Below are 21,990 nucleotides of genomic sequence, written 5' to 3' on the forward strand. Positions count from 1 at the left end.
ATTTTGACCGGGCTGGCGCACCAGCCTATTTTTAACGCTGTATTACCGAGCGCAGGCACTTTTCAGACGAGCCCTACGGGTCCTGGGACAACGGACGGCGGTCCCATAGTGGCGGGTCCCCGACCTGTTCTGTGATGTAGTCGACGAACAGCGCCACCTTGCGCGGCCCCAGGCGAGACGCGGCGTAAAGCAGGTGAATGGACCGCTCTTCCGGGGCCACCTCCCACTGCCATTCGTTAAGCAGCGCTACCAGGCTGCCTTCATCCAGCTCCTTGGCGATCATCCAGGATGGAAACAGCACGATGCCCTGGCCCAGTACCGCGGCGTGGCGAAGGCTCGGCGCATCGTCACTGTGCAGCGAGCCGTCCACGTCCAGGCGCTGAAAGTCCGCCGCGTCAGGTTGGCGCCAGAACCAGCGCTGGCGGCCGTACTCACCTTGGTAGCGCAGGCAGTCGTGGTCGAGCAGGGCGGCCGGAGATGTCGGGGTGCCAGCTGTCGCAAGATAGTCAGGAGACGCCGCCACGATATAGCGCATGGGCGCCAGCGTGCGTGCGACCAGGTTGGAGTCGGTCAATGGGCCGACGCGAAAGGTCACGTCGGCTGCGCTGCGCACCGGGTCGACGAACTGGTCGGTCAGGCGTAGTTCTGTCGTGATCTTGGGGTAGCGCCGGGAGAAGCCACGAATCAACGGCACGACTTGGCGCTCGCCAAAGGCGACCGGGGCGTTGATGGTCAGCGTGCCGGCCGGTTCATCCTTGGCCGCGGTGATGTTCTCCGTGGCCGCGTCCAGGTCGGCAAGCACAGGACGAATCGCCTCGATGTAGTGCTTGCCTGCCTCGGTTAGCTCCACCGCGCGGGTGTGACGGTGGAACAGGGCTTGCCCCAGGCTGCGCTCCAGCGTCTGAATCTGCCGTGAAATGGATGACACCGCACGATGGCTGCGGTGTGCCGCGGCGGTGAAGCCGCCAGCATCCACGACCAGCCGGAAGGTGCGTAGCGCGTTCAGGTCAACGTTGCCTTTCATGCAATAAACCTTTGCCATCATAGCGATTGTCGCAAGTGTTTATAGGTCCACAATGGGACACCGTCAATCCACAACGACGGCTACCGTCTAGGGATATCTTCATGCAGAAAGGCAACGCACTTGTTGTCGGTGCGACCGGCATCACCGGTGGCAACCTCGCCCAGTACCTCGTCGCCAGTGGCTGGACCGTCTACGGCATGTCGCGCAGTGGCACCACCACCAGCGGCGTCATCCCGGTCGCGGCTGACCTGCTCGATCCGCAGGCCACCGCCGACGCCCTGGCAGGGCTGCCGATCAGCCACGTGTTCTACTGCACCTGGACACAGCGCAGCACGGAGCGGGAAAACGTCGAGGCCAATGGCGCCATGATGAATCACCTGTTCGCCGCGCTGGACCCTGCGCGCCTCGAGCACGTGTCTCTGGTGACGGGCACCAAGCAGTACCTGGGATCCTTCGAAGCCTATGGCAGCGGCCAGGTGGAGACGCCGTTTCGCGAGTCCGCTGAGCGGGTGCCGGGTCCCAACTTCTACTACACCCTGGAAGACATCATGCTGGAGGTGGCGGAACGCTACGGCATCCGCTGGAACGTACACCGTCCCCATACGGTGATCGGCTACGCCTCCGGCAACCTCATGAACATGGGCACCACGCTTGCGGTGTATGCCTCGATCTGTCGGGCCACCGGTCGGCCGTTCATCTTCCCGGGGTCACAGCAGCAGTGGAACTACCTGACGGACCTGACCGATGCCCTGCTGTTGGCCCGCCAGATGGAATGGGCCGCGCTGGCGCCGGGAGCGGCCAACCAGGCCTTCAACACGGTCAACGGTGACACCTTTCGCTGGCGCCGGATGTGGCGGGAGATTGGCGAGTACTTCGGCCTCGAGGTGGGTGATTGCCCCCAGACCCCACAGCCTCTGGCCGAGCAGATGGCCGGTATCGAGGACACCTGGAAGGACATTGCCAAGCGCCATGACCTGGTCCAGGACGATGTCAGCAAGCTGGTGTCCTGGTGGCACACCGACGGCGACCTTGGCCGCACCCAGGAATGCGTGAACGACATCAACAAGAGCCGCGAGTTTGGCTTCCACGAGCATCGCGAGACCCGGGCGGTCTTCCTCGACCTGTTCGACCGCTTGATCGCGGAGCGGGTGATTCCACCGGTGGCGTAAGCCAACATCGCTGTCGCCGCACGTTCGGGCCAGGCCATAACAGGCCTGGCCCGCTTGTGTTCTGCCCCTGGGACTGCCTATAGCCTGGCGACCGGCAGCTCGTCCCAGCGGGTGGTGTAGCGGGGTGTGCGGTGCTCGCACTTCAGTTGCCAGGCGGCGTTGTCACTGGCCTTGCCGAGGCTCAGTGCGCCGCGTCCGTGCTTGCGGTTGATCGCGTCCAGGGTGTCCATCAGGCGTTCATTGCGCTGGGTATCGGCGCTTTCGCTGGCGAAGAGGTCATGCTGCAGGGTGGCCTTGTCCTGCAGGTCGAGGAGCATCACCCCCGCCTTCATGTACTGGTGGCCCTGGCGATGCATGCGTGCCAGCGCCTGGGTCGCGGTGGCCACAATGGCCAGGCTGTCGTCGCTGGCGGTAGGGAGTGGCACCACCAGCGACGGATGATGCTGGGGCTGGTCGGGGCGATGGCGATTGGTACGCAGAAAGACCTGCACCGCTCGGGCAACGCTGCCCTGGCGGCGAAGCTTTTCAGCACCGCGCGTGGCGTGGGCGCGCACGGCCTGGCGCAGCTGCTCCAGGTCCCCGGTAGGGCGCCCGAAGGAACGGCTGGTCATGATGCGCTCCCTGGGGACATCGCTGTCTTCCGGGGCCAGGCAAGACTCTCCTCGTAGCTCGCGCACGGTGCGCTCCATCACCACGCTGAAGTGGCGGCGCACGTGCTTCGGGTCTGCTTCTCGCAACTGCCAGGCCGTGTGGATGCCAAGCGTTGCCAAGCGCGCGGCACTGCGGCCGGCCACACCCCACACCTCGGCCACCGGCAAGTGCTCCAGCCAGCGTTGGGTGTCTGTGCTGTCTGCTTCCATCAGGCAGACGCCATGGCCGTTGGGGTCCTTCTTGGCGCGATGGTTGGCAATCTTGGCCAGGGTGCGGCTGCTGGCAAGACCCACGCCTACCGGTATCCCGGTATGCCGCTGCACCGTGCGTCTCAATTCAACGCAGTGGCCGATCAGGCGATCGCTGGCGAAGCCCTCAAAGTCCAGGAAGGACTCATCGATGCTGTAGACCTCTACCTGGGGGCAGAAGGTGTTCAGGGTCTCGACCACCCGTCGTGACATGTCCCCGTACAAGGTGTAGTTGCTCGACAGCAGGACGCATTGGCGCTTCAGGCGCTGGTCGATCTCAAAGGCGGGGATGCCCATGGGTACGCCGAGGTCCTTGATTTCCTGACTGCGAGCGATGACACAGCCATCATTGTTCGACAGTACCGCCACCGGCTTGCCGCGCAGGCGCGGATCAAACACCCGCTCGCAGCTGACGTAGAAATTGTTGCAGTCGACCAGCGCGATCATGACGGCGTGCCCTGGTAGGCCGAGCCGGCATGACGGCGGGACGTCCCTTGCGGCAGCGCATGGATGCTGTGCGTCACCACTCCCCACACATCGCAGTCGTGGCCGTTCAGGGCAATCGGCGGGTAGGCCTCGTTGGCCGCCAACAGATAGGGCCGGTCGCCCAGCTTGCCCAGCTGCTTGCAGGTCAGCTCACCGTCCACGCTGGCGATCAGCACCGCGCCCTGGCGCGGCTCCAGCGACCGGTCGACGATCAGCAGGTCGCCGTCGAAGATGCCGAGTTCCTTCATCGACTCGCCCTTGGCGCGCAGATAGAAGGTCGAGCTGGGGTGGGGCACCAGGTGCGCCACCAGATCGAGCTGGCCTTCCAGATAGTCGTCCGCCGGCGATGGAAAACCCGCGCGAACCTCGCCAGCCGCCAACGGCAGCGGAGCCCCCGGCGCCCGCTCATCCACCCGACCCAGCACCTCGAGATGCACCGTCATGGTTCCGCCCTCATCGGTATAGCCAAACGAGCAACAAGGTTGATGTGGTGCATGGTGCCTCCCGCAACGGATAGATACTGTTCGTATGTACAGTATCAGCAGCAGAAAGCCTCCGCCAGCCAGGCAGCGCCCGGACCAAAGTTGGCTTGGTGGCCGCCTAGCGTGTCCCGGCGGGGCGGTTGGAGAGAAGAGCGAGAGGGAAGGGCGACAGGAGAAGGTGGAAGAGGTAGCGGTAGGAATTATCTGAACTGATGTCGAGACCGGAGGTGTTGGATAAGCGACTACTTACTTGTGAAGGTGATTGTTTCGCGGCGTTTTTCCCAGAATTAAGACTGTGAGAAGCGATATAACTGGAGGCCGCATGTGTGTACCGTAAACAAACGAGATTTTAACGTTCTTAGTGCATCGAAGTTTGTCGTCGTAATTAGACAAAAGGAAGGGGGCGAAAACTGGCGACATGGCTTGTTTCGCAGTAGTCTTCAATAAATTGTGCTGTTTTTGGTGGTGTGTTTGTACCGGGTAGGCTGGCTAGAGGCATGTAGTGGTTGACTGGTAATTAGGTTGCTAGGGGACCCAGACGCATGCGGGCTGAGATACAGATGAGCGAGCGGTGCAAGGTGATCGCTTTCAACCCTAAGAGGACCTTCTTGTCTGGCGCACCGACAAGAAGGGCGGGAAGCTTCCGTTCGATGCAGTGGCTATTCCGACATAGTACAGGGTAAAAAGCCGACATTGATATTTTGGAAACTTACATCGCGATCTAGCTATTGAGTGATGCATCGGTATTACTAAATATCGTGTGATCAATAATATGGACATGCAATATATTATGCTGCGGTGATACGATGACGATCTTTGAAATCGAGAAAGATGACCTACTTCGCTTGTCCGATACTCTTCTAGAAGAGCTCATTGCACGTCTTGCTGAGGCGGAGGTTGCAGCAAACGGGTATAGCCCAGCGAGCGTCAGTTGGTCGGGGTCGATCAAGGCTCCGGATGAAGGTATCGACATTCATGTGCAGGTAAATGATTCCGAAATCGACACAGGCTTCTTAACCCGTTCAGATACGATTCTTCAGTCCAAAAAGGACTCTATGCCTAAATCTGCGATCTCTGCAGAGATGAAAAAAGATGGCAACCTGAACCCAATACTGGCAGACCAAGCGAAGATCGGCGGTAGCTTTATCATTGTGAGCCTTTCCGACGATTGTTCGCCACCAATGAAAAAGGGCCGACTCGACGCCATGCAGGCGGCTGTCGCAAATGATCCCAACAAAGATAACATTCACCTCGACTTCTTCGACCGTTCCAAGTTGGTTCAATGGCTGCGACAGCACCCATCGGTGTTGCTCTGGGTGAAAAGCAAGCTCGGTCAAGGTTATTCGGGCTGGCAACCATATGGGGCGTGGAGCAACCCTCCAAAGGGATCATCTGACACGCTAATCTCTGCCCCAGGCGTCACAGTCCATGTGCCGACAGTTCGAGGTCAGCAACTTTTAATCGAAGACGCCATTGAACCCATGCGGCGTCTCATCCGCACCTCGGACAAAGCGACCCGCATCACGGGGCTTTCCGGTGTTGGTAAGACACGGATTGTTCAAGCACTCTTTGACGAAACCGTAGGAGATGATCCTCTCGACAGGACAGTCGCCGTCTATGTGGACACAGGACAAGACCCTAATCCCTCCGCATCTGCAATGCTTGACCGGCTTATTGCCGAGGGGCGTCGCGCGGTAATGATCCTCGATAACTGTCCATCCGATCTGCATTCGGCATTGGCAAGCAAGGTGTCGGCTGCAAGAGGTGATGTCAGCCTGATCACAGTCGAATATGATATCAGGGACGACAAACCGCAAACTACAGAAGTAATACACATTGAGGCCAACGGGCCAGAAGTTGCCGAAGAACTTCTGCTGCGGCGATTCCCCACAATTGGACAAGGCAATGCTCGGCGAGTAGCTGAGTTTGCCGACGGTAATTCCAGGGTAGCCTTGGCTATTGCAGAACGGGTTGAACAAGGTGAAAGCTTGGCTGAACTTTCCGACGCCGAGTTGTTTGATCGTCTTTTCCAGCAACGGAAGGGGCAAGATGGTGATCTTCGCGAAAAAGCCGAAACTCTGTCTCTCGTGTATTCGTTTTCGCTTTCTGATTCTGAGGTTGGTCAGGATGAACTAGAAGTCTTGGGCTCAATTTCAGGATACACAAAAGCGCAACTGTTCCGAGCCACGAAGAAGCTGGCGGACCGCCATGTTGTGCAAAAGAGAGCTTCTTGGAGGGCTATACTCCCCCATGCTGTAGCAAACAGGCTGGCAAGCTCCGCGCTTGAGAGCGTTTCTGTAGAGACCTTGAGATCAACATTTGAAGCGCCTGGAAACAGTCGGCTTCTCATGTCATTCGCACATAGACTTGGTCTAATGCACGATCACCCCGTGGCACGGGAAATTGTAGAGGCATGGCTTCAGCCAGACGACCTCTTGGGTCGCATTTCGGAGCTCGAGGAGAATGGAACGAGGATACTGAACTATATCGGACCAGTCGCACCAGATACACTGCTTGACCGGATCGAAGCCGAATTCACCGCTCCAGGCTTTCAGGGAATGGAGCCAATGCATAACCCTCGAAGGACCACTATTCTAAGCCTACTTAGATCGTTGGCATACGAGGCACATGCATTTGACCGCTGCATGTCACTTCTGATCCGCGTTGCGGACCATGAAGACGAGAGCAACAATTACGATGCGGTTAGGGACACGATTACGGGGTTCTTCCAACCCTATCTCTCCGGCACACACGCTTCGATGCAGCAACGTATTGCCATTGTTGAAGAATGCCTGGGCTCTGAAGATCAGGGGCGGCGTTCGTTGGGTATCAAGTTGCTTTCAACAGCATTGGATGGGCCACCTTGGACAGGCTTTGGGCTCAACGAGTTCGGGGCTCGTCCCAGAGACTACGGCTACCGTCCGACCCATGATCAACTCGTTGAGTGGCGCACTGCTTTCATGAATTTGGCGGTGCGGCTGGCAAATTCAGACGGCGAGGACATCAAGAGCCGTGCACGATTGGTTCTGGCGAATGAGTTTCGCGGTCTATGGCACCATGAAGCAATACGGAAGGAACTTGTCGCAGCAGCACGGGCAGTCAATGATCACCAGCCATGGGGCGAAGGCTGGAAGGCCGTTCGCTCGATCATCTATTTCGATCACACAAGACAAAAAGACGAACCTGAAACAGAACCGCTTCCCCAAGACCTCGCCGACCTAGATCGGGACCTGGAACCTCGCAACCTGATTACAAAGATCAAGACATACGTTCTGGGGAAAGGGCATGACTACTGGGCACTGGATGACGAGTTCGACGACGGCAGCGATGATAAGTATAGGGATGCTGAAGATCGGTTAGCCACAAAGGCAACAGATTTAGGTGAGGGCTTTGCAGCCTCTGATCATGAACTCGATGAGTTGGGTTCTGAATTGTTTTCCAGAGAATGGATGCCCTATCGCAGGGCGTTCGGGATCGGCCTTGCTAAGGGGTCACATAATTATCGTGAAGGTTGGCAAAGCTTGCTGGAACACCTCGCTCGGTCATCCGGTTCGAACTACGACTTTGCCGTGATTGGAGGCTTCATCGAAGAGGTTGCCGCCAATGACAATGCGCTTTCGAGAGAACTCTTGGATGAATGTGCTGAACACTCGGAACTTCGGAAAGTCCTTGTAGATCTGCATCCATGGGATGACTTCACAGAGAGCGATCTGGATCGGTGCATGGCCCTGCTCGACAATGAAGAAACAGGGGCCTGGATGTTCGGTCCTATCCTTTGGCGGGATAACTACGCTCACCTTCCGTCCGAAAGTTTGCTGGTGCTTGCACAGAAGCTACTGACCAAGTCGGACGGTGGCGGCACACTACTCGAAGCGCTCAGTATGAAACTGCATGGGACAAGCCCTGAGGACGATACGTTAGGACCTGAACTAAGAAAAATTGGTTTGAAGGCGGCAACCAAATCCCTGTTGGACGATCACAGTGACTCTGCTGGCAGTAAAGACTACTGCATGGAAAATGTCATCATGGCCGCACTTAGCTTCGACGGCAACGACGCAGAAAAGATAGAGTGGGTGGATACCATATTTTCTTTCGTGGACGAGTGCTACGGCTACATTCATTCGTTCGAGGAAGCGATTGCCACTACAGCAGGACTGATGCCCAAGGCATTTCTGAATCGTGTTTTCCAAGGGACACAGGACCAGCAGCATCGACGCAACTTTTTCATTCGTCACGGGGATATTCGGCTCTGCCCGCTCTCCAAGATCGATGTGGCCGACCTGATTGAGTGGTGCCAGCAACGGAATGAAGCCGATGTCTGGTGTTTGGTCGCGTCAGGTATCAGGCTTTGGGAGAACGGCGATGGGAACAGGGATAGCTCATCCATAACGTCATCCGCTGTTGAGTTTCTTGAAGCCGCCCCAGAGCCCGAGCCAGTCCTTCACGCCTACGCGGCTCGAGTCACACCATCGTCTTGGTCTGGGAGCCGTGCAGATGTCATGCAGCCGAGGACCGATGCCATTGCCGAACTGACACAGCACAGGCGGGAAGAGATAGCCAAGGCCGCTGGATCAGTGTCCGCTCTACTGACCATGGAAATCGAACGCGAACGGATGCGAGACAGACAAAGAGATGAGGAACGCGAACAGCGTTTCGAGTGATATCGCACAATGAACTCGACCGCTGTTATGTAGAATTTTATTTTAGTTAATGTGTCGGGAAAAAAGTCCGATTTACCTTCAGTTAATCCACCAGAAGTTGCAGTAGTCGGTAATGAATGGAGACCCATTACATATGCTTCAGGTCAATACTGGCAAGTTGTTTGCCCGTGGCGTAGGGCGCACCAACGCTCTGCGAGGGGTACTGTATTCTAACGGATGGTTTCAGCTTAATGATGTTGAAACGGCAGCCGGAACGCTTCGTGCTACTGGAGGAGAGCGCGGCGATCTTGCAGTGGTCTATGAGCTGGAAGAACGGATCGAGGAAGCAAAAGTGGATCCTGGCGTTCTAGTCTCGCACGGCGTCAGCCCTTACCTGCGTGACTTTGCAGTTCTGGCCTCTTTTGGATTAAACCTCATCGTATCAACAGATGTAAATGTGGTTCGAAGTCTCACAAACAGTCAGTTCGGATCTTCATCGTACAGCCCACCCAAGGATTTCGTTAGCCGGTTCTTTGACCCTCAAGTGGTCGCTGGTCCCGATGAATGTGAAGAGTTTGCCGATCTAGTGGATAGTCTTCTGTCTCTCGAAAGACGGTATTTTTTCGCAGCGACGCGAGCAATCAAGACCTACGTCGCGGCGCTTCACAGCATCCCGGATGATCTAGGATTATCGTATACATTAATGGTCTCAGCCGTTGAAACCCTTATAACGTATTTCGATGGTTTTCAGTCTAATTGGTCCGATGTCGATCAACGAAAAAGAATTGCCGTGGACACAGCTCTCTTAAACGCATCAACCGAGACAGCGGAAGCGGTCCGCGCTGCGATTATGAAAGCCGAGCACAATGCGATGGTACGGCGTTATCGTGAGTTCATCATGTCCAAAATTGGAGCTTCGTATTTTCGGACTGTCGGTGCCTCCTCCAATCGTGCGGTATCCCGGTGCGAGCTGCCTTTTGCTCTACGGCAGGCTTATGGACTGCGTTCTCAGTACATACACTCCGCAATGCCATTGCCGGACGCGTTGACCATGCCGCATGGCCACAGAGAAGTTGTTGAAATCGAACGCAGACCGGTACTTACAATACAAGGTCTCGCAAGGGTCACTCGACACACCATTCGACGCTTTATTGCTGACGGGCCGAAAGTTGAAATCGAAGAGTATGACTACAGCTTAGAACGCGCGGGTGTTGTCAGCATGCAGGTGGCACCTCAATACTGGGTCGGGCGCCCGCTCACGGATGCTCTATAAGCTCGAAGACGACTCGAAGGATTTCTCGGTCAATTGGCGGCTTTTGAGAGCGGAGATGCCAAGCGGTGCTTACTGATCTTAGAGAGCTGTTGGGTGACATAGAGAAGTTGTTCCCGCAAGCTCGTGATAGTGTGAAGCCGGCTCTTTACGTGCTTTATGTCACCTTTAACGCTGTGGCTTCCAAAGAATCACAGCGACCCGACTGGCAGCTTTTTAAGGAAAGGCATGCAGCAGTAGCTGAGGCACCATCTGGAGATGTTCTGATTGGCCGGACCCTACTTGGGTCGACAGACGACTGGTCTCTCGCAACGCATAAAGTGGCGTACGACCAATACTGGAGTGAACGTCTAACGAAGTCTGGGTTGCATGCACCTCGCATCTTTGAAGCTGCTGCAGCACCCGTCTTGGCGGAGCGATATAGGCAGGATGGCCATGACGATCAGTGTAGAAAACTCATTGCAGAGGCAGTTGAATGTCATCCTGGTCATGGAGGCTTGCAGCAGTTCGAATCTCATCTAAAGATCGACCAACCCATCAATTGGCGGGAGATTCTTGCGGAGAAAACCACCGCAGTTAAAACATAGTCGATGAATGGCTGCTCAGGGCGGGCTGTGCCGCGGCACTAGGATTTATAATGAAGGTCCGTTAATGGCCGATAGCAGTCATTACGCCGCTTAGGCGGCGTGATCGACGGTTTTTGTTATGGCAGTACCTCTAAAGCAATATCATTCGACCTTGCACTGTAGCTCTAGTCGATTGAATTTTGTAACGCCCTATAGCCGTAGACAGAGTTGACTCATTCGGGGGCCTAGGGGCGAATACAGTGTGAGGACTGATAAGCACTGGTAACTTTCACCATCTTCAGCGTCAACTTCGCTCACGCGGTCTGTGCCAATATAGTTGGGGGGCACAGAGGGCGACGTAGGCAGTGCAGGGGGCAGCGGCGAGAGGGGCATATCTCGCTCACCATATGCGCCTGCACCGCTCTAGCTGCACCCGTTTCATCTATGCCCCCTCACTCATACCTTTCCTGCCAGCGCTTGATGGCGATGCGTTCCTTCAACAGTTCCAGCATATCGACCAGTACCTGTTCGGTGATCTGCTCGGTCTCCGGGTCGGTACGCAGCCAGGCGTCGAGGCCGCTTTCGGCCATATGTTCGACGAGGGTCGAGAACTGGGGGGAGCGCAGGCCGGCGAGGGCTTCGTCGACGATATGGCAGGCGAGGTCGGACAGGGAGGTTTCCAGGCCCTGGGTCAGCTGGCTGCCCATGGGCAGGCGTTTGAGGCGCTGCAGTTCTGGGGTCTCTGCCAGGGTGCGGGCCACCAGTCCGCGCACGTAGGCCAGGGTTTCGAAGCGGTTACGGTAGGCGATATCGCCCACCATATTCTCCAGGCGCTGGCTGATTTCCCGTACCAGCGCCTCCTTGCGCGGCGTGATGATCTTGTCGATGGCGGGTGAGGCCAGTCCCTCGCCGCTGGTCAGTTCGCGCTGGACATTGTCGAGCAGGCGAATGGCGATACGGTCGGTCAGCTCTTCCATCAGGATGTCGACGTACTTGGCGACAACGCTGTAGACATACCAGCGGCGCACATCGATCAGGCCGAGACGTTGGAGCCGGTGCAGCAGCGAGATGACCCGCAGCACACGCAGCAGGCGAAAGCCCCCCAGCGGAATACAACCAAGCACGTCATACCAGTGCACAAAGGGGTAGAAGAACCAGCGATGGTAGCGACGCTCGGCGATGGCGACTGCCCAGCCCAGCAGCACATCCAAGAGGAAGACCGTGACGAAGGCCAGGTCGATCGTAAAGAAATTGGCGTGGATGTAGCGGTCGTAGGCGGCGTGCAGGCCAGGAGCGATACCCTCGAAGGCGGCATTCAAGGGCGGTAGCAGGTAGAGGCTGTCGAACAGCAGCAGTCCCAGGTTGATCACCACCAGGACGATGATCGCCAGGTCCCACGCCAGGTGGGCGCGCTCGAGGATGAGTGAGCGGGTTCGCTGTGTCGACATGGGCTCTCCGGCTGCGGGCGGTTTAGGCGGTGTCTGTGTGGTTACCTGCTGGCCTACTGAAACAGCCGGCTCTGGCGCTGAATCCGGCGTTCGATGGCGCGGGCCAGCACCTGGTCGTTGGCGCTGGCCAGGGTAAAGGTCTTCTTGGCTCGCGTGACGGCGGTATAGACCAGCTCTCGTGTCAGGATAGGCGAGAGGGTGTCGGGCATCACCAGCGCGGTATGCACGAACTCGGAGCCCTGGGACTTGTGCACCGTCATGGCGAAGACCGTTTCGACCCGCTGCAGACGACTGGGCAGCACCCAGCGAATGCCGCCCTGGCCGTCACCCGCAGGAAACGCCACGCGCAAGATGGTGCCGGCTTCAGCATTGCCGAATTCCGCCGGTACCTGCAGGGCGATGCCGATATCTCCGTTCATCAGCTTCAAGGCGTAGTCGTTGCCGGTGACCAGCACCGGGCGGCCTTCGTACCAATGGGTATACAGGTCGGGCTTGTCGATCAGGCCGTGGCGTGCCAGCGCCTGCTCGATGCGCTGGTTCAGTGTCTCGACCCCATGGTGACCACTGCGCAGCGGTGTCAGCAGCTGGAACTGGGCGTGGGCCTTTAGAATCTCTGCTGCCCACTGGTCCCACTCGCTGCGGTCGGCCGCTGTCGCTGGGCGTTCGCGGCCACCGCTGGCGGCGTTGGGTCCTGCGTCGCTGCGCGCTTCACGGGGACGAATGGCGTCAAGGTAGTAGCGGTAGCCCCAGGCGTTGTCGTGGCCACGGCCGTCGAGCACCAGCGCCATCAGGGCCCGTTCATCGTTACGGCGTAGACTCAGGCGCTGGGCCTCAGTAAAGGAGGGGGCATCCAGTACCGCCATGGCCCGTCGACTGTCTCCCGAATTGATGGCGCGAGCCAGCTGGCCGATGCCGCTCTGGTCATCGAAGCGGAACGAGTGGCGCAGCATGGCGATGGACTGATCCAGCGGGCGTCCACTGCTGGCCTGTTCCGGGGGGAGGCAGAGCGCTGGCGGCAGCTCGATACCGGTGGCGTCCTGCAACCACTGGGCGGTGTCCGGCTGATAGTGGCCTTCCTCCGCCCGCGCACACAGGTTGCCCAGCACGGCCCCGGCCTCGACAGAGGCCAGCTGGTCCTTGTCGCCGAGCAGGACCAGACGCGCCTTGGGGGGCAGTGCCTCCAGCAGTGCCGCCATCATGTCGATGTCCACCATCGAGGCCTCATCCACCGCCACCATGTCCAGCGGCAGCGGATTAAGGCGATGATGCCGGAAGTGACGGGTATCCGGGCGCGCCCCGAGCAGACGGTGCAGGGTTGTGACCTCGGCGGGGATCGACTCGCGGACCTGCTCGGCGTTGGGCAGGTCGAGGGATGCCAGGGCGGCGATCTGGTCGCGGATGGATTCACTCAGGCGAGCGGCGGCCTTGCCGGTGGGGGCAGCCAGGCGGATGGTCAGCGGCACGCCTCGTGTGGCGATGGCCTGGGCCTGCAGCAGCGCCAGCAGGCGGATGACGGTGGTGGTCTTGCCGGTGCCGGGACCGCCGGTGATGACCGAGAAGGGCGTCCGCGCGCCCAGGGCGCAGGCGAGTTTCTGGGACTGTGCCTGCTGCGCACGGGGGTCCTGTGGCGGAAAGAGGCTGTCCAGTACCGGGCGTAGCTGGCTGGCCTGGGGGACAGCGCCGCTAACGCTGGTCTGATCCGTGCTGCTCTGATTCGTGCTGGGATGGGCGGGATAGGCCGCTGCCAATCGATCAGAGATGGCATCGGCGACCCGGCGCTCGTGACGCCAGTAGCGGCGCAGATACAGGCGGTTGCCGTCCAGTACCAGCGGAGTGCTGCCGGGGCCCCGGCCCACCGCGGACCACTGCCCGAGGCGCTGGGCCCAGTCGTCGCCGATGGCGGCCAGCACCTCATCCGGTGGGGCTGGGGCGGTGTCGTCGGGTTCCACCGCGATCAGCGTCTGAGGGTGCCGCCTGGCCTGGTCGAGGTCCACCAGCAGATGGCCCTGGCCGACCTGGTGGCTGACCAGCATCGCGGCGACCAGGCAGCAGGCATCAGCGTCCGGTGCCAGCGCGGCAAGACGATGGGCCAGGGCGGCGTCGAGGTCACGAATCCAGTCGTGTTCGGCCCAGGCGAACTGCAGGCGCAACATGGCCTGGGGATCGGCCAGGGCCTCGCTGACGCTGGGGCTGTCTGAGGCGGTATCCGCGTCAGGGCGGTCATGGGGCAGCGTCTCGTTCATGCCGGACTCTCCTCTTGGCGTTCCCCGGCCAGGCAGCGATCCAGCGCCTCGATGAAGGCCAGCGGTGGCTTGATTGCGGCAACGCCTCGTGAGGGGGCATCGATACCGCGCAGAAACACCAGCATGGCGCCGCCCACGTGCTGCTCGTAATCATAGTCCGGCAGCGTCTGGCGCAGGTGCCGATGCAACGCCACCAGGTAGAGGGCGAGCTGCATGTCGTAGCGTTTGTCGAGCATGGCGTCGCGCATGGCATCGGGGTGATAGGCAGCGTCGTCGGGGCCCAGCCAATTGGACTTCCAGTCGATGACGTAGAAGCGTCCATCGTGTTCCGCCAGCAGGTCGATAAACCCCTTGAGCAGCCCGTTGAGGCGCTGGAAGCCGAGCTGCGGCCGTGGGGCGCCAGGGAAAAGATGGTCCCGGGTGAGCCGGTCCATCGCTGGGGTAATCGCATTGTGGGTGGCGAACCAGAAGTCGGGTTCCGCCCGGTAGCGCGATAGCTCGCACAGCGTCAGTCCGTCTGTGAGTCCAGTCGTCACTTCAGCCGCCACCTCAGCGGTGGGCAAGGTGGCACCCGGGGGTTCCATGGCCGCAGGTGACAGGGGGGTGGTCAGCCAGCGCTGCATACCTTGGGTCAGGGCGTCGATGTGGTCGTCCCAGCCTCGCCGTCGGCAGCGCTGTGCCATGCGCGCCTGCAGCGTGGTGTCGCCCACGGCGGCGGCAAAACCATGCTCGGCCATGGCTTCTAGCACGCCGTGGAGGAAGGTGCCGGGCCCTGGTCCACGGGGAAAGGCATGCAGGCTACCGGGCTCGGGCTGGCGGGTGTCGGCGCGACTCACTGCCGGACGCTGGTCGCTGTCTTCTTCTTCCAGCACTTCGGCGGCAGGTGTTTCTGGTGCCGCCGCGCCCTTCTGGGCCAGTGCCGAATAGCTGGCAATCCACCAGGGGGCAAAGGCCTGGTGGGCGGCGGAAAGCGCCGGCTTGTGGGCTCGCGTCGACTGCCGGGGCACGACGTTGATGATGGGAGAAGCCACGCTTGAAGGGGCGGTCTCCAGCAGGACGTCGCCACTGTCCCCCTGCATCTGTTGCCAGCAGGCACGCAGGCTCTGTTCGTCCGGAATATTCGCGCCACCGGCCAGCAGGTGGCCAAGGGCCGACTTGTGCAGGGTCGCGGCCTTGCCATTGCCGTACTTGAGGGGCGCGAGGCCGATAAAGCTGGCGTGACGGGCACGGGTCAGGGCCACATAGATAAGTCGGACTTCCTCGGACAGCCGTTCATCATCGGCCAGCTCGAAGCCTTCCTTGGCCATCTCCTTCTTGGGCGCCAGTTCCAGCACCGGGCGGTCGTCAAGGTGGTAGAGCGGGGTCCCGGTCTTGCCGCTGACTTCCTTGTAGGTGCACAGGAAGGGCAGGCATACCACCGGATACTCCAGGCCCTTGGACTTGAAGATGGTGACTACCTGGATGAGCTCGGCATCGCTTTCCAGGCGCAGAATCTGTTCGTCGTCGGCGGGCTCCTGCACATGCTCCGATAACAGGCGGATCAAGGCGTGGTCGCCATCCAGGGTGTCACTGGCCTGCTGGGCCCATTCTGCCAGGTGCAGCAGGTTGGTCAGCCGCCGCTGGCCCTGGTCGGCATTCAGCAGGCGGGCAGGGATGCGATAGTCGTGCATCAGCTTGCGCAGTGCCGGCAGAACGCCGCGCCGCTGCCAGCGCTGGCGGTAGGCCATGAAGCGCTCTTGAACGTGCTCCCAGGCGCTTTCGTCGCGCTGCAGGTGATCCAGCTCCACCAGACTGAGCCCCAGAGTGGCGGTGGCCAGGGCGGTGCGCAGGGTGGACACGGACTCGGGGTGGGCGATGGCCTTCAGCCAGTAGAGCATGTCACGGGCTTCTGCGGTGGCGAAGACGCTGTCCCGGTCAGACAGGTAGACGCTGGCAACGCCGCGCTGGCTGAGCGCCCGGCGAATGGCGGTGGCCTCGACCCGGTCACGCACCAGAATGGCAATGTCACTGGCGTTCAAGGGCGTCAGGCGGTCGTCGCCCGGGCGGGCGAAGCCGGCGCGGGGCTCGCCACCCTCAGGATGGGACTGGTTGAGCCATTCGGCGATGCGGTTGGCGCAGTGATGGGCGGCCTCGCGCAGATAGCGTTCCTTGTTCAGGCAGCCGCTGTCGCTGTCGTCATCGCTGACCAGCCAGCCGGTCAGGGCCGTGGCGGGCTGGCCATCCAGCATCAGGGTTTCCTTGCGGCCGTTGGCCTTGACCGTGACAAAGGGAAGCGGATTGGTGGCCTGCCCGGTGGCGTCGGCAAAGCGAAAGGCCCCCCGCTCATGGTGCTGCTCGGCGAAGGCGAACAGCTGGTTCACCGAGTCGACGGCGGCATGACTTGAGCGGAAGTTGGTGTCCAGGCTGTGGTGATGACCCAGGGTGGCCTGGCGGGCCGCCAGGTAGGTATAGATGTCGCCACCGCGAAAGCCGTAGATCGCCTGCTTGGGGTCCCCGATCAGGACCAGCGCACTAGGGTCGTCAGCGTCGTCGATGCTGGCGTCCTCGGTCGCCTTCGCGTTGGCCTGGTCGATGCGGTAGATACCTTCAAAGATGCGGTACTGGGCCGGATCGGTATCCTGAAATTCGTCGATCATCGCCACCGGGAATTGCTGGCGAATCCGCCGCGCCAGCACGTCTCCGCCTTCGCCGTCGAGGGCCTCGGCAAGCCCGGTAATCATGTCGTTGAAGCCCATCAGGGCGCTGGCCTCAAGCTGCTCGCGCAGGCGCTGGCTGATCCAGCGGCTGGCATCGGCAAGAAACTGGGGGAGCAGCTCACGCTTGAGGTCATCGGCGTGCTGCTGATAGGTGCCCCACTCCTCCAGGGCATCAAACAGGGCGATGTCCGGGACCTCTACGCCTTTCTTCACCTTCAAGCGGGAGCGTGCCAGCTTCTGCACGAACTTCGTGTCGCCGGTGGCGATGCCGCCCTGGGCCCAGTGGTCGAGCTCTTCCAGCCAGCCGGCAAAGGTCTCGTCGTTGTCCTTGCCGCGAAAGCTGTTGCCGTTGAGGCTTGGGCGCAGCGCTTGCAGAGCGTCACGCACCTCCTGCGCTTCGTCCAGGTAGCGCTGGCGCGCCTGCGCTTCCAGGCTGTCGGCCTTGGCGCGATGGTCACTGAAGGTGGTCAGGGTAGCGGTCAGGTCGGTGCTGACCAGCGGCTCGCCGCAGAACATCAGCGCGGCGTCATCCCGGGCGAGCAGGTTACGGACGTTGCTGTACAACCCCTGAGGCGATGAGAACAGCTCGACCACCGAAGCCGCCAGCGGCTCGCTGAGGGGGTAGACCCGGGTGCGCCAGTAGTCGTTGACGGCCTCCTGGGTCAGCTCACTCATGTCCTGAATGACTTCCTGACGAAACAGCTTGCCGCTATCGAAGGCGTGTTCCTTCAGCATCCGCTGACACCAGCTGTGAATGGTGGAGATGGCGGCATCATCCATCCATTCGGCGGCCAGTATCAGGCGGCGGGCGCAGACCGGCCAGGCTTCCGGGACGAAGTCGTTGCGCAGCTCGGCCAATAGCGGGTCGCGGCCGGCCAGGTCGTCGTCGTGGGCGGGATCAGCGCGAAAGGCCTCGGCGGCCTGTACCAGGCGCGCCCGGATGCGCTCTCGCAGCTCCTGGCTGGCGGCTTCGGTGAAGGTCACCACAAGGATGTCGGGGGGCACCAGCGGCTGTGAAAAGCCGTTGTCCGCGCGACAGTCGCTGCGCCCCGGCTGGCCATGGCCCAATACCAGGCGCACGTAGAGCAGGGCGATGGTAAAGGTCTTGCCGGTCCCGGCACTGGCCTCGATCAACTGGCAGCCGGTCAGTGGCAGGGCCAGCGGTAGCGCCTTGGTTGACGGAGGTTGATGTGCGTCTGACACCAGGGGGCCGTCAGCGGTGGTCTTGGCTGAGCTCATGCTTTGGCCCCCTTGGCGGAGTGACGGTTGCCTTGCGTTGCAGGGGCAACCGCAAGGGGAGACTGACGCGCGCGGCTGATCCAGGTGTGCAGGTCGGCATACAGCTCCCGGGTGGCGTCGGCAAAGTCTGGGGCGGTGACCAGTGCTTCCAGGGTAGGGAACTCCCGCAACATCAGCGGGCTGCGTTCGGCCAGGCGTTCCCAGCGGTCTTCCCATGAGGCGCGAAGCTTGGGATCGGACGCCAGGTCAGGCGGTGGCCAGCCAGGGTCATCCGCCGCGGGATAGGCCTCGAGGGCGTTGAAGGCGATATCGGGATGGGTCGGGGTGGCATGCTGCATGGCATGCTGCCACCGCTCCATCAGCCGGTTCAGCCGCTGTTCGGCCTGGGCTCGGGTCATGCCCGGTATGGTGAGCTGGCCGCTGGGCGATACCAGGTGAGTGACGGCGCCCGGATAAAGGGTTTGCAGCGCCAGGTGAGCAGGCCAGTGGCGCAGGATCTGGCGCCAGTTGAAGTGCTCGCCCTGGTGGATCTGACTGGTCAACAGCACGATGCGGGCCACCTCGGCAGAGGCATCTGCGCTGGCCTTTTCTCCCAGTTTCTCTCCCTGTCTTTCGCCCAGTGAGAGGGGCCGGTCGGCGTGCATCTGGGTCAGGGTGTCTTCCAGCCGCAGGGTGAGCGCCTGCGTGTCGTCATCAGCGGCCAGTCGGCTTGCATCCAGCGTAAGCCCGCTGTCGTGGCTGACCCGTGGGGCGATCTCCAGGGCATGGGGATAGCGGGCGAGCAGCGCCCGATAGGCCTCCAGGGCAGCGGGAATCCGCTCCAGCAGGCGCTGTCGAATGACCGGGCCCACCGGGGCCGGTGGATAGTGGCCGGCGCGCTGCTGGCGCAGGACCTGGCGGTCGATCAACTCGCTCAGTGAGGCGGCGTCGTCTGGCCGGTGCGCCAATTGCTGACCAATGGGCTGGACCAGGGCCTCGCGCTGTTGCCAGGCGGCCAAACCCGCAAAGCCAAAGGGCTCGTCGTCGTCATTCAGCACGTTGTCATCGCGCATGCTGGTGGACAGGCGCTGCTGAAACAGCGCTTCGACCGGGTCACGCAACAGCTCGGCCAGGTGCGACAGCTGAAGGGGGCCTTCCGGTTGCCATGGGCCCAGGCCGTTGGTCGCGGAATCTGCTCCATGCGGCCCGTGCGGATCCGTCGAGTCGACTGCCGCCCGCGGCGAGTCAGCGGTCGCGCCAGTAGCGGTCCCAGCGGCAGTGTCCATGGTACTGCCAGAGGCGGCGTGCAAGTCCTGCCACTCGTCGGCGTAGGTGAACAGCCGGGAATCCGCCTGGAAGTAGGCGGCGCCAAAGGGCTGCAACGGGTGCTGGGCCGTCAGCGCTTCGAGCAGGGCGTCGGCCATCTTGGCATCGTCGGCCAGGCTGCGCTGCGCGTGAGGCGGCTGATCAGGGAGGCGCCAGCCTTTGGCCAGGTGGTCGCGCAACTGGCCCACCAGCACGCTGGGGGGCTTTTCACCGTTGTCCTGTGGGCTGCGACCGCACCAGCTGATGGTCAGTCGCTCCCGTGCGGACAACAAGGCCTCCAGAAACAGGTAGCGGTCATCGTCTCGGCGTGAGCGATCTCCGGCGCGATAGTGACCGCGCATGGCCATCAGGTCGAAGTCCATGGCGGTGGCCTGGCGCGGGTAGGCGCCGTCATTCATGCCCAGCAGCACCACCTGCCGGAACGGAATGGCACGCATCGGCATCAGGGTGGCGAAGGTGATGCGCCCCATCATGAAGCTCTGGGACAGCTGCGGGTCATCGATGCGCGATAGCCAGCTTTCGCGCACCACGGCCAGGGGCAGGTCGGTGGTCACCGCTGCCGAAGTGATCTCTTCCTGCCAGGTCTCGAGGGAGGCCTGGATGCGACCCATCAGGGTCTGCTCCGCGCTGGTGCTGGGGGTCAGGGTGCGTTCGAGCATGGTCGATAGCACGCGGTCCCAGTCCGCCGCCGGACGGGGTGCGGACAGCAACTGGCGCAGCTCACTCAGGGTCATGATCAGCCGGTACAGGGGGCCGACCAGCGCCGCGTCAAGGCCTGCCACCTCGTCGTAGGGCACCACCTCGAGCCAGTCGTCGCCACTATCCTCGGCCTCGCCGACGGCGTAGCCCATCAGCATGCGTTCAAGACCAAAACGCCAGGTATGCAGTTCGTCGTGCTCCGGCAGTCCCAGTTCGGCCCGCTGGGCGGCGTCCAGGCCCCAGCGCACGTTGGCCTCGCGGATCCAGCGCTGCAGGGTGGGCAGGTCGCCTTCACTCAGGCCAAAGCGCTCGCGCACCGCCGGGATGTCGAGCAGGTCAAGAATCTCGCTGGCACGGAAACGCATGCGCGGAAGCGACAACAGCGTTTCCAGGGCGACCAGCAAGGGCTCCCGATGACGCTGCTGCTGGTCGGCGACGTGGTAGGGCAGATGACGACGTTCGCCCGGGGCGAATTGCCCAAAGACGGCGTCGATGTAAGGGGCGTAGTCGTTGATGTCCGGCACCATGACCATGATGTCACGGGGCTCTAGCGTCGGGTCTGCGGCAAAGCTTGCCAGCAGCTGATCGTGCAGGACTTCGAGCTCGCGCTGAGGGCTGTGGCAGATGTGAAAGCGGATCGAGCCATCTTGCTCAGGATCCAGTGCCGGCCATGTCTGCTGGGTCTCGGACAGTGGCCGCAGGTTGAGGATGTCGTCCTGCAACTGGCCCAGTAGGTGCTCGGTAGGCGGTTCGAGAAACAGGTCGACGGCGCCATCGAGCAGGGCGCTCATGGCCTCGACATCGGTATGGTCATGTTCGCTCAGCAGCTGCAGGTAGTCGCGGCCCTGCTTGCCCCAGGCCGCCAGCAATGGGTGGGCGTGCAGGTGCAGGTGTTCCAGCGACTGATGCAGGTCGGCGGGCATGCCTTCACGCCGGCGCTGACGCACATGGCGACGCAGCACTTCCTGGGTCTCGATGATCTCGCCCCAGTAGAACTGGCAGGGATTGAGCAGGCACAGCACCACCTCGCAGACCCCGGAGAGAGCCGCGAGAACTTCAAGAGTCTGCTGTGGCAGCGACGAGATGCCGAACACCACGATACGCGGCGGCAGCTCGTCGGGACGCTGCTGCAGGGGCTCTGCGGCGGCCTTGAAACGCTGATGAATGGCGCCGCGATGGGTGTGACGCAGGCCGTCCTCCAGGGAGTCGCCGATCATGCGCCACAGGGCGGGTTGCCAGCGCTGCTCTTCTGGTACCGGTATGCGGCGATTGCCGGGCAGAATCAGGCTGTCGTCACCCTTTTCCCAGGCGCTCAGCCAGTCTGCCCGGTATACCTGATACTGGTCGAACAGGTCGGCCAGGCGTTCCGCCAGCTGGTAGTGCTTGCGGCGCTCATCATCGTCGCGCAGATAGCGTTCCAGAGGGGCGAACAGCGGATCCTTCAACGCCTTGGGCAACAGCTCCATCAGACGCCAGCGCAGTCGGCTCTTGTCGAAGGGCGACGTCGTGGGCACCGTACCTGGTCCTTCGACATCCTCGATGACCGCACGATAGGCCTGCCACTGTAGCCGCGCCGGCAGCGCCACATCCGTTCCCAGACAGATACCGTAGCCGGGAGCGCCCTGACGCTCGGCGATAGAGGTCTTGAGCCATTGTGCAATGCCGTTGCTCTGCACCAGGAAAAGTGTACGTGCGAGCGGATGGAGGGGACGGCGACCGAGCCATTTCAGCGTCAGATCGCGCAGGTCTTCCATGCGGTTGCCCTGCAGGACAATCATCCCGGAGGCGGCTGTATCGGTCATGGCTTGCTCTCTTTGCGGCGCG

The 21,990-nt window shown here is 61.3% G+C and carries 10 protein-coding genes; 3 read left to right on the plus strand and 7 right to left on the minus strand.

Annotated features, from left to right (window positions below; genetic code table 11):
* Positions 1–73: 73 nt before the first annotated feature.
* Complete coding sequence (locus tag KUV72_RS18925; RefSeq protein WP_222239407.1) at positions 74–1,024, minus strand: LysR family transcriptional regulator; 951 nt, start codon at positions 1,022–1,024, stop codon at positions 74–76.
* Between the two features lie 101 nt (positions 1,025–1,125).
* Between KUV72_RS18925 and KUV72_RS18930 the strand changes: the two genes are divergently transcribed.
* On the plus strand, positions 1,126–2,193 hold the full coding sequence (locus KUV72_RS18930; protein WP_222239408.1) for an SDR family oxidoreductase: 1,068 nt from the start codon (positions 1,126–1,128) through the stop codon (positions 2,191–2,193).
* Positions 2,194–2,270: 77 nt separating this feature from the next.
* Here the strand turns inward: KUV72_RS18930 and KUV72_RS18935 are convergent, their stop codons facing one another.
* Together KUV72_RS18935 and KUV72_RS18940 are read right to left on the minus strand one after the other, a co-directional pair.
* Positions 2,271–3,539: a Y-family DNA polymerase gene (locus KUV72_RS18935; RefSeq protein ID WP_222239409.1), complete on the minus strand. Its 1,269-nt coding sequence runs from the start codon at positions 3,537–3,539 to the stop codon at positions 2,271–2,273.
* Positions 3,536–4,021 (minus strand): LexA family protein, encoded by a 486-nt coding sequence (locus KUV72_RS18940; RefSeq protein WP_222163215.1) that lies wholly within the window; start codon positions 4,019–4,021, stop codon positions 3,536–3,538. The genes KUV72_RS18935 and KUV72_RS18940 overlap by 4 nt, the downstream gene beginning before the upstream one ends.
* An 845-nt stretch (positions 4,022–4,866) precedes the next feature.
* On the opposite strand from KUV72_RS18940, the gene KUV72_RS18945 reads away from it, so the two are divergent.
* The gene (locus tag KUV72_RS18945; RefSeq protein WP_222239410.1) at positions 4,867–8,721 is read left to right on the plus strand and encodes a hypothetical protein; all 3,855 of its coding nucleotides are present in this window, start codon (positions 4,867–4,869) and stop codon (positions 8,719–8,721) included.
* Positions 8,722–8,854: 133 nt separating this feature from the next.
* Positions 8,855–9,973, plus strand: a complete 1,119-nt coding sequence (locus KUV72_RS18950) for a hypothetical protein (protein ID WP_222239411.1) — start codon at positions 8,855–8,857, stop codon at positions 9,971–9,973.
* A gap of 1,015 nt (positions 9,974–10,988) precedes the next feature.
* Here the strand turns inward: KUV72_RS18950 and KUV72_RS18955 are convergent.
* The 4 genes from KUV72_RS18955 to recC are packed head-to-tail and all read right to left on the minus strand — an operon-like array spanning position 10,989 to position 21,968.
* The gene (locus tag KUV72_RS18955) at positions 10,989–11,984 is read right to left on the minus strand and encodes an ion transporter (protein WP_222239412.1); all 996 of its coding nucleotides are present in this window, start codon (positions 11,982–11,984) and stop codon (positions 10,989–10,991) included.
* A 53-nt stretch (positions 11,985–12,037) separates the two neighbouring features.
* Entirely contained in the window at positions 12,038–14,227 is a 2,190-nt protein-coding gene (recD, locus tag KUV72_RS18960) for an exodeoxyribonuclease V subunit alpha (RefSeq protein ID WP_222239413.1), read from the minus strand.
* Positions 14,224–18,162 (minus strand): exodeoxyribonuclease V subunit beta, encoded by a 3,939-nt coding sequence (gene recB, locus KUV72_RS18965; protein ID WP_222239414.1) that lies wholly within the window; start codon positions 18,160–18,162, stop codon positions 14,224–14,226. Before recB ends, recD begins: the two co-directional genes overlap by 4 nt.
* Positions 18,159–21,968 (minus strand): exodeoxyribonuclease V subunit gamma, encoded by a 3,810-nt coding sequence (recC, locus tag KUV72_RS18970; protein ID WP_222239415.1) that lies wholly within the window; start codon positions 21,966–21,968, stop codon positions 18,159–18,161. The genes recB and recC overlap by 4 nt, the downstream gene beginning before the upstream one ends.
* Positions 21,969–21,990: the final 22 nt, after the last annotated feature.

This window comes from Halomonas sp. DP4Y7-1 (assembly GCF_019800705.1).
Taxonomy (GTDB): Bacteria; Pseudomonadota; Gammaproteobacteria; order Pseudomonadales; family Halomonadaceae; genus Halomonas; species Halomonas litopenaei_A.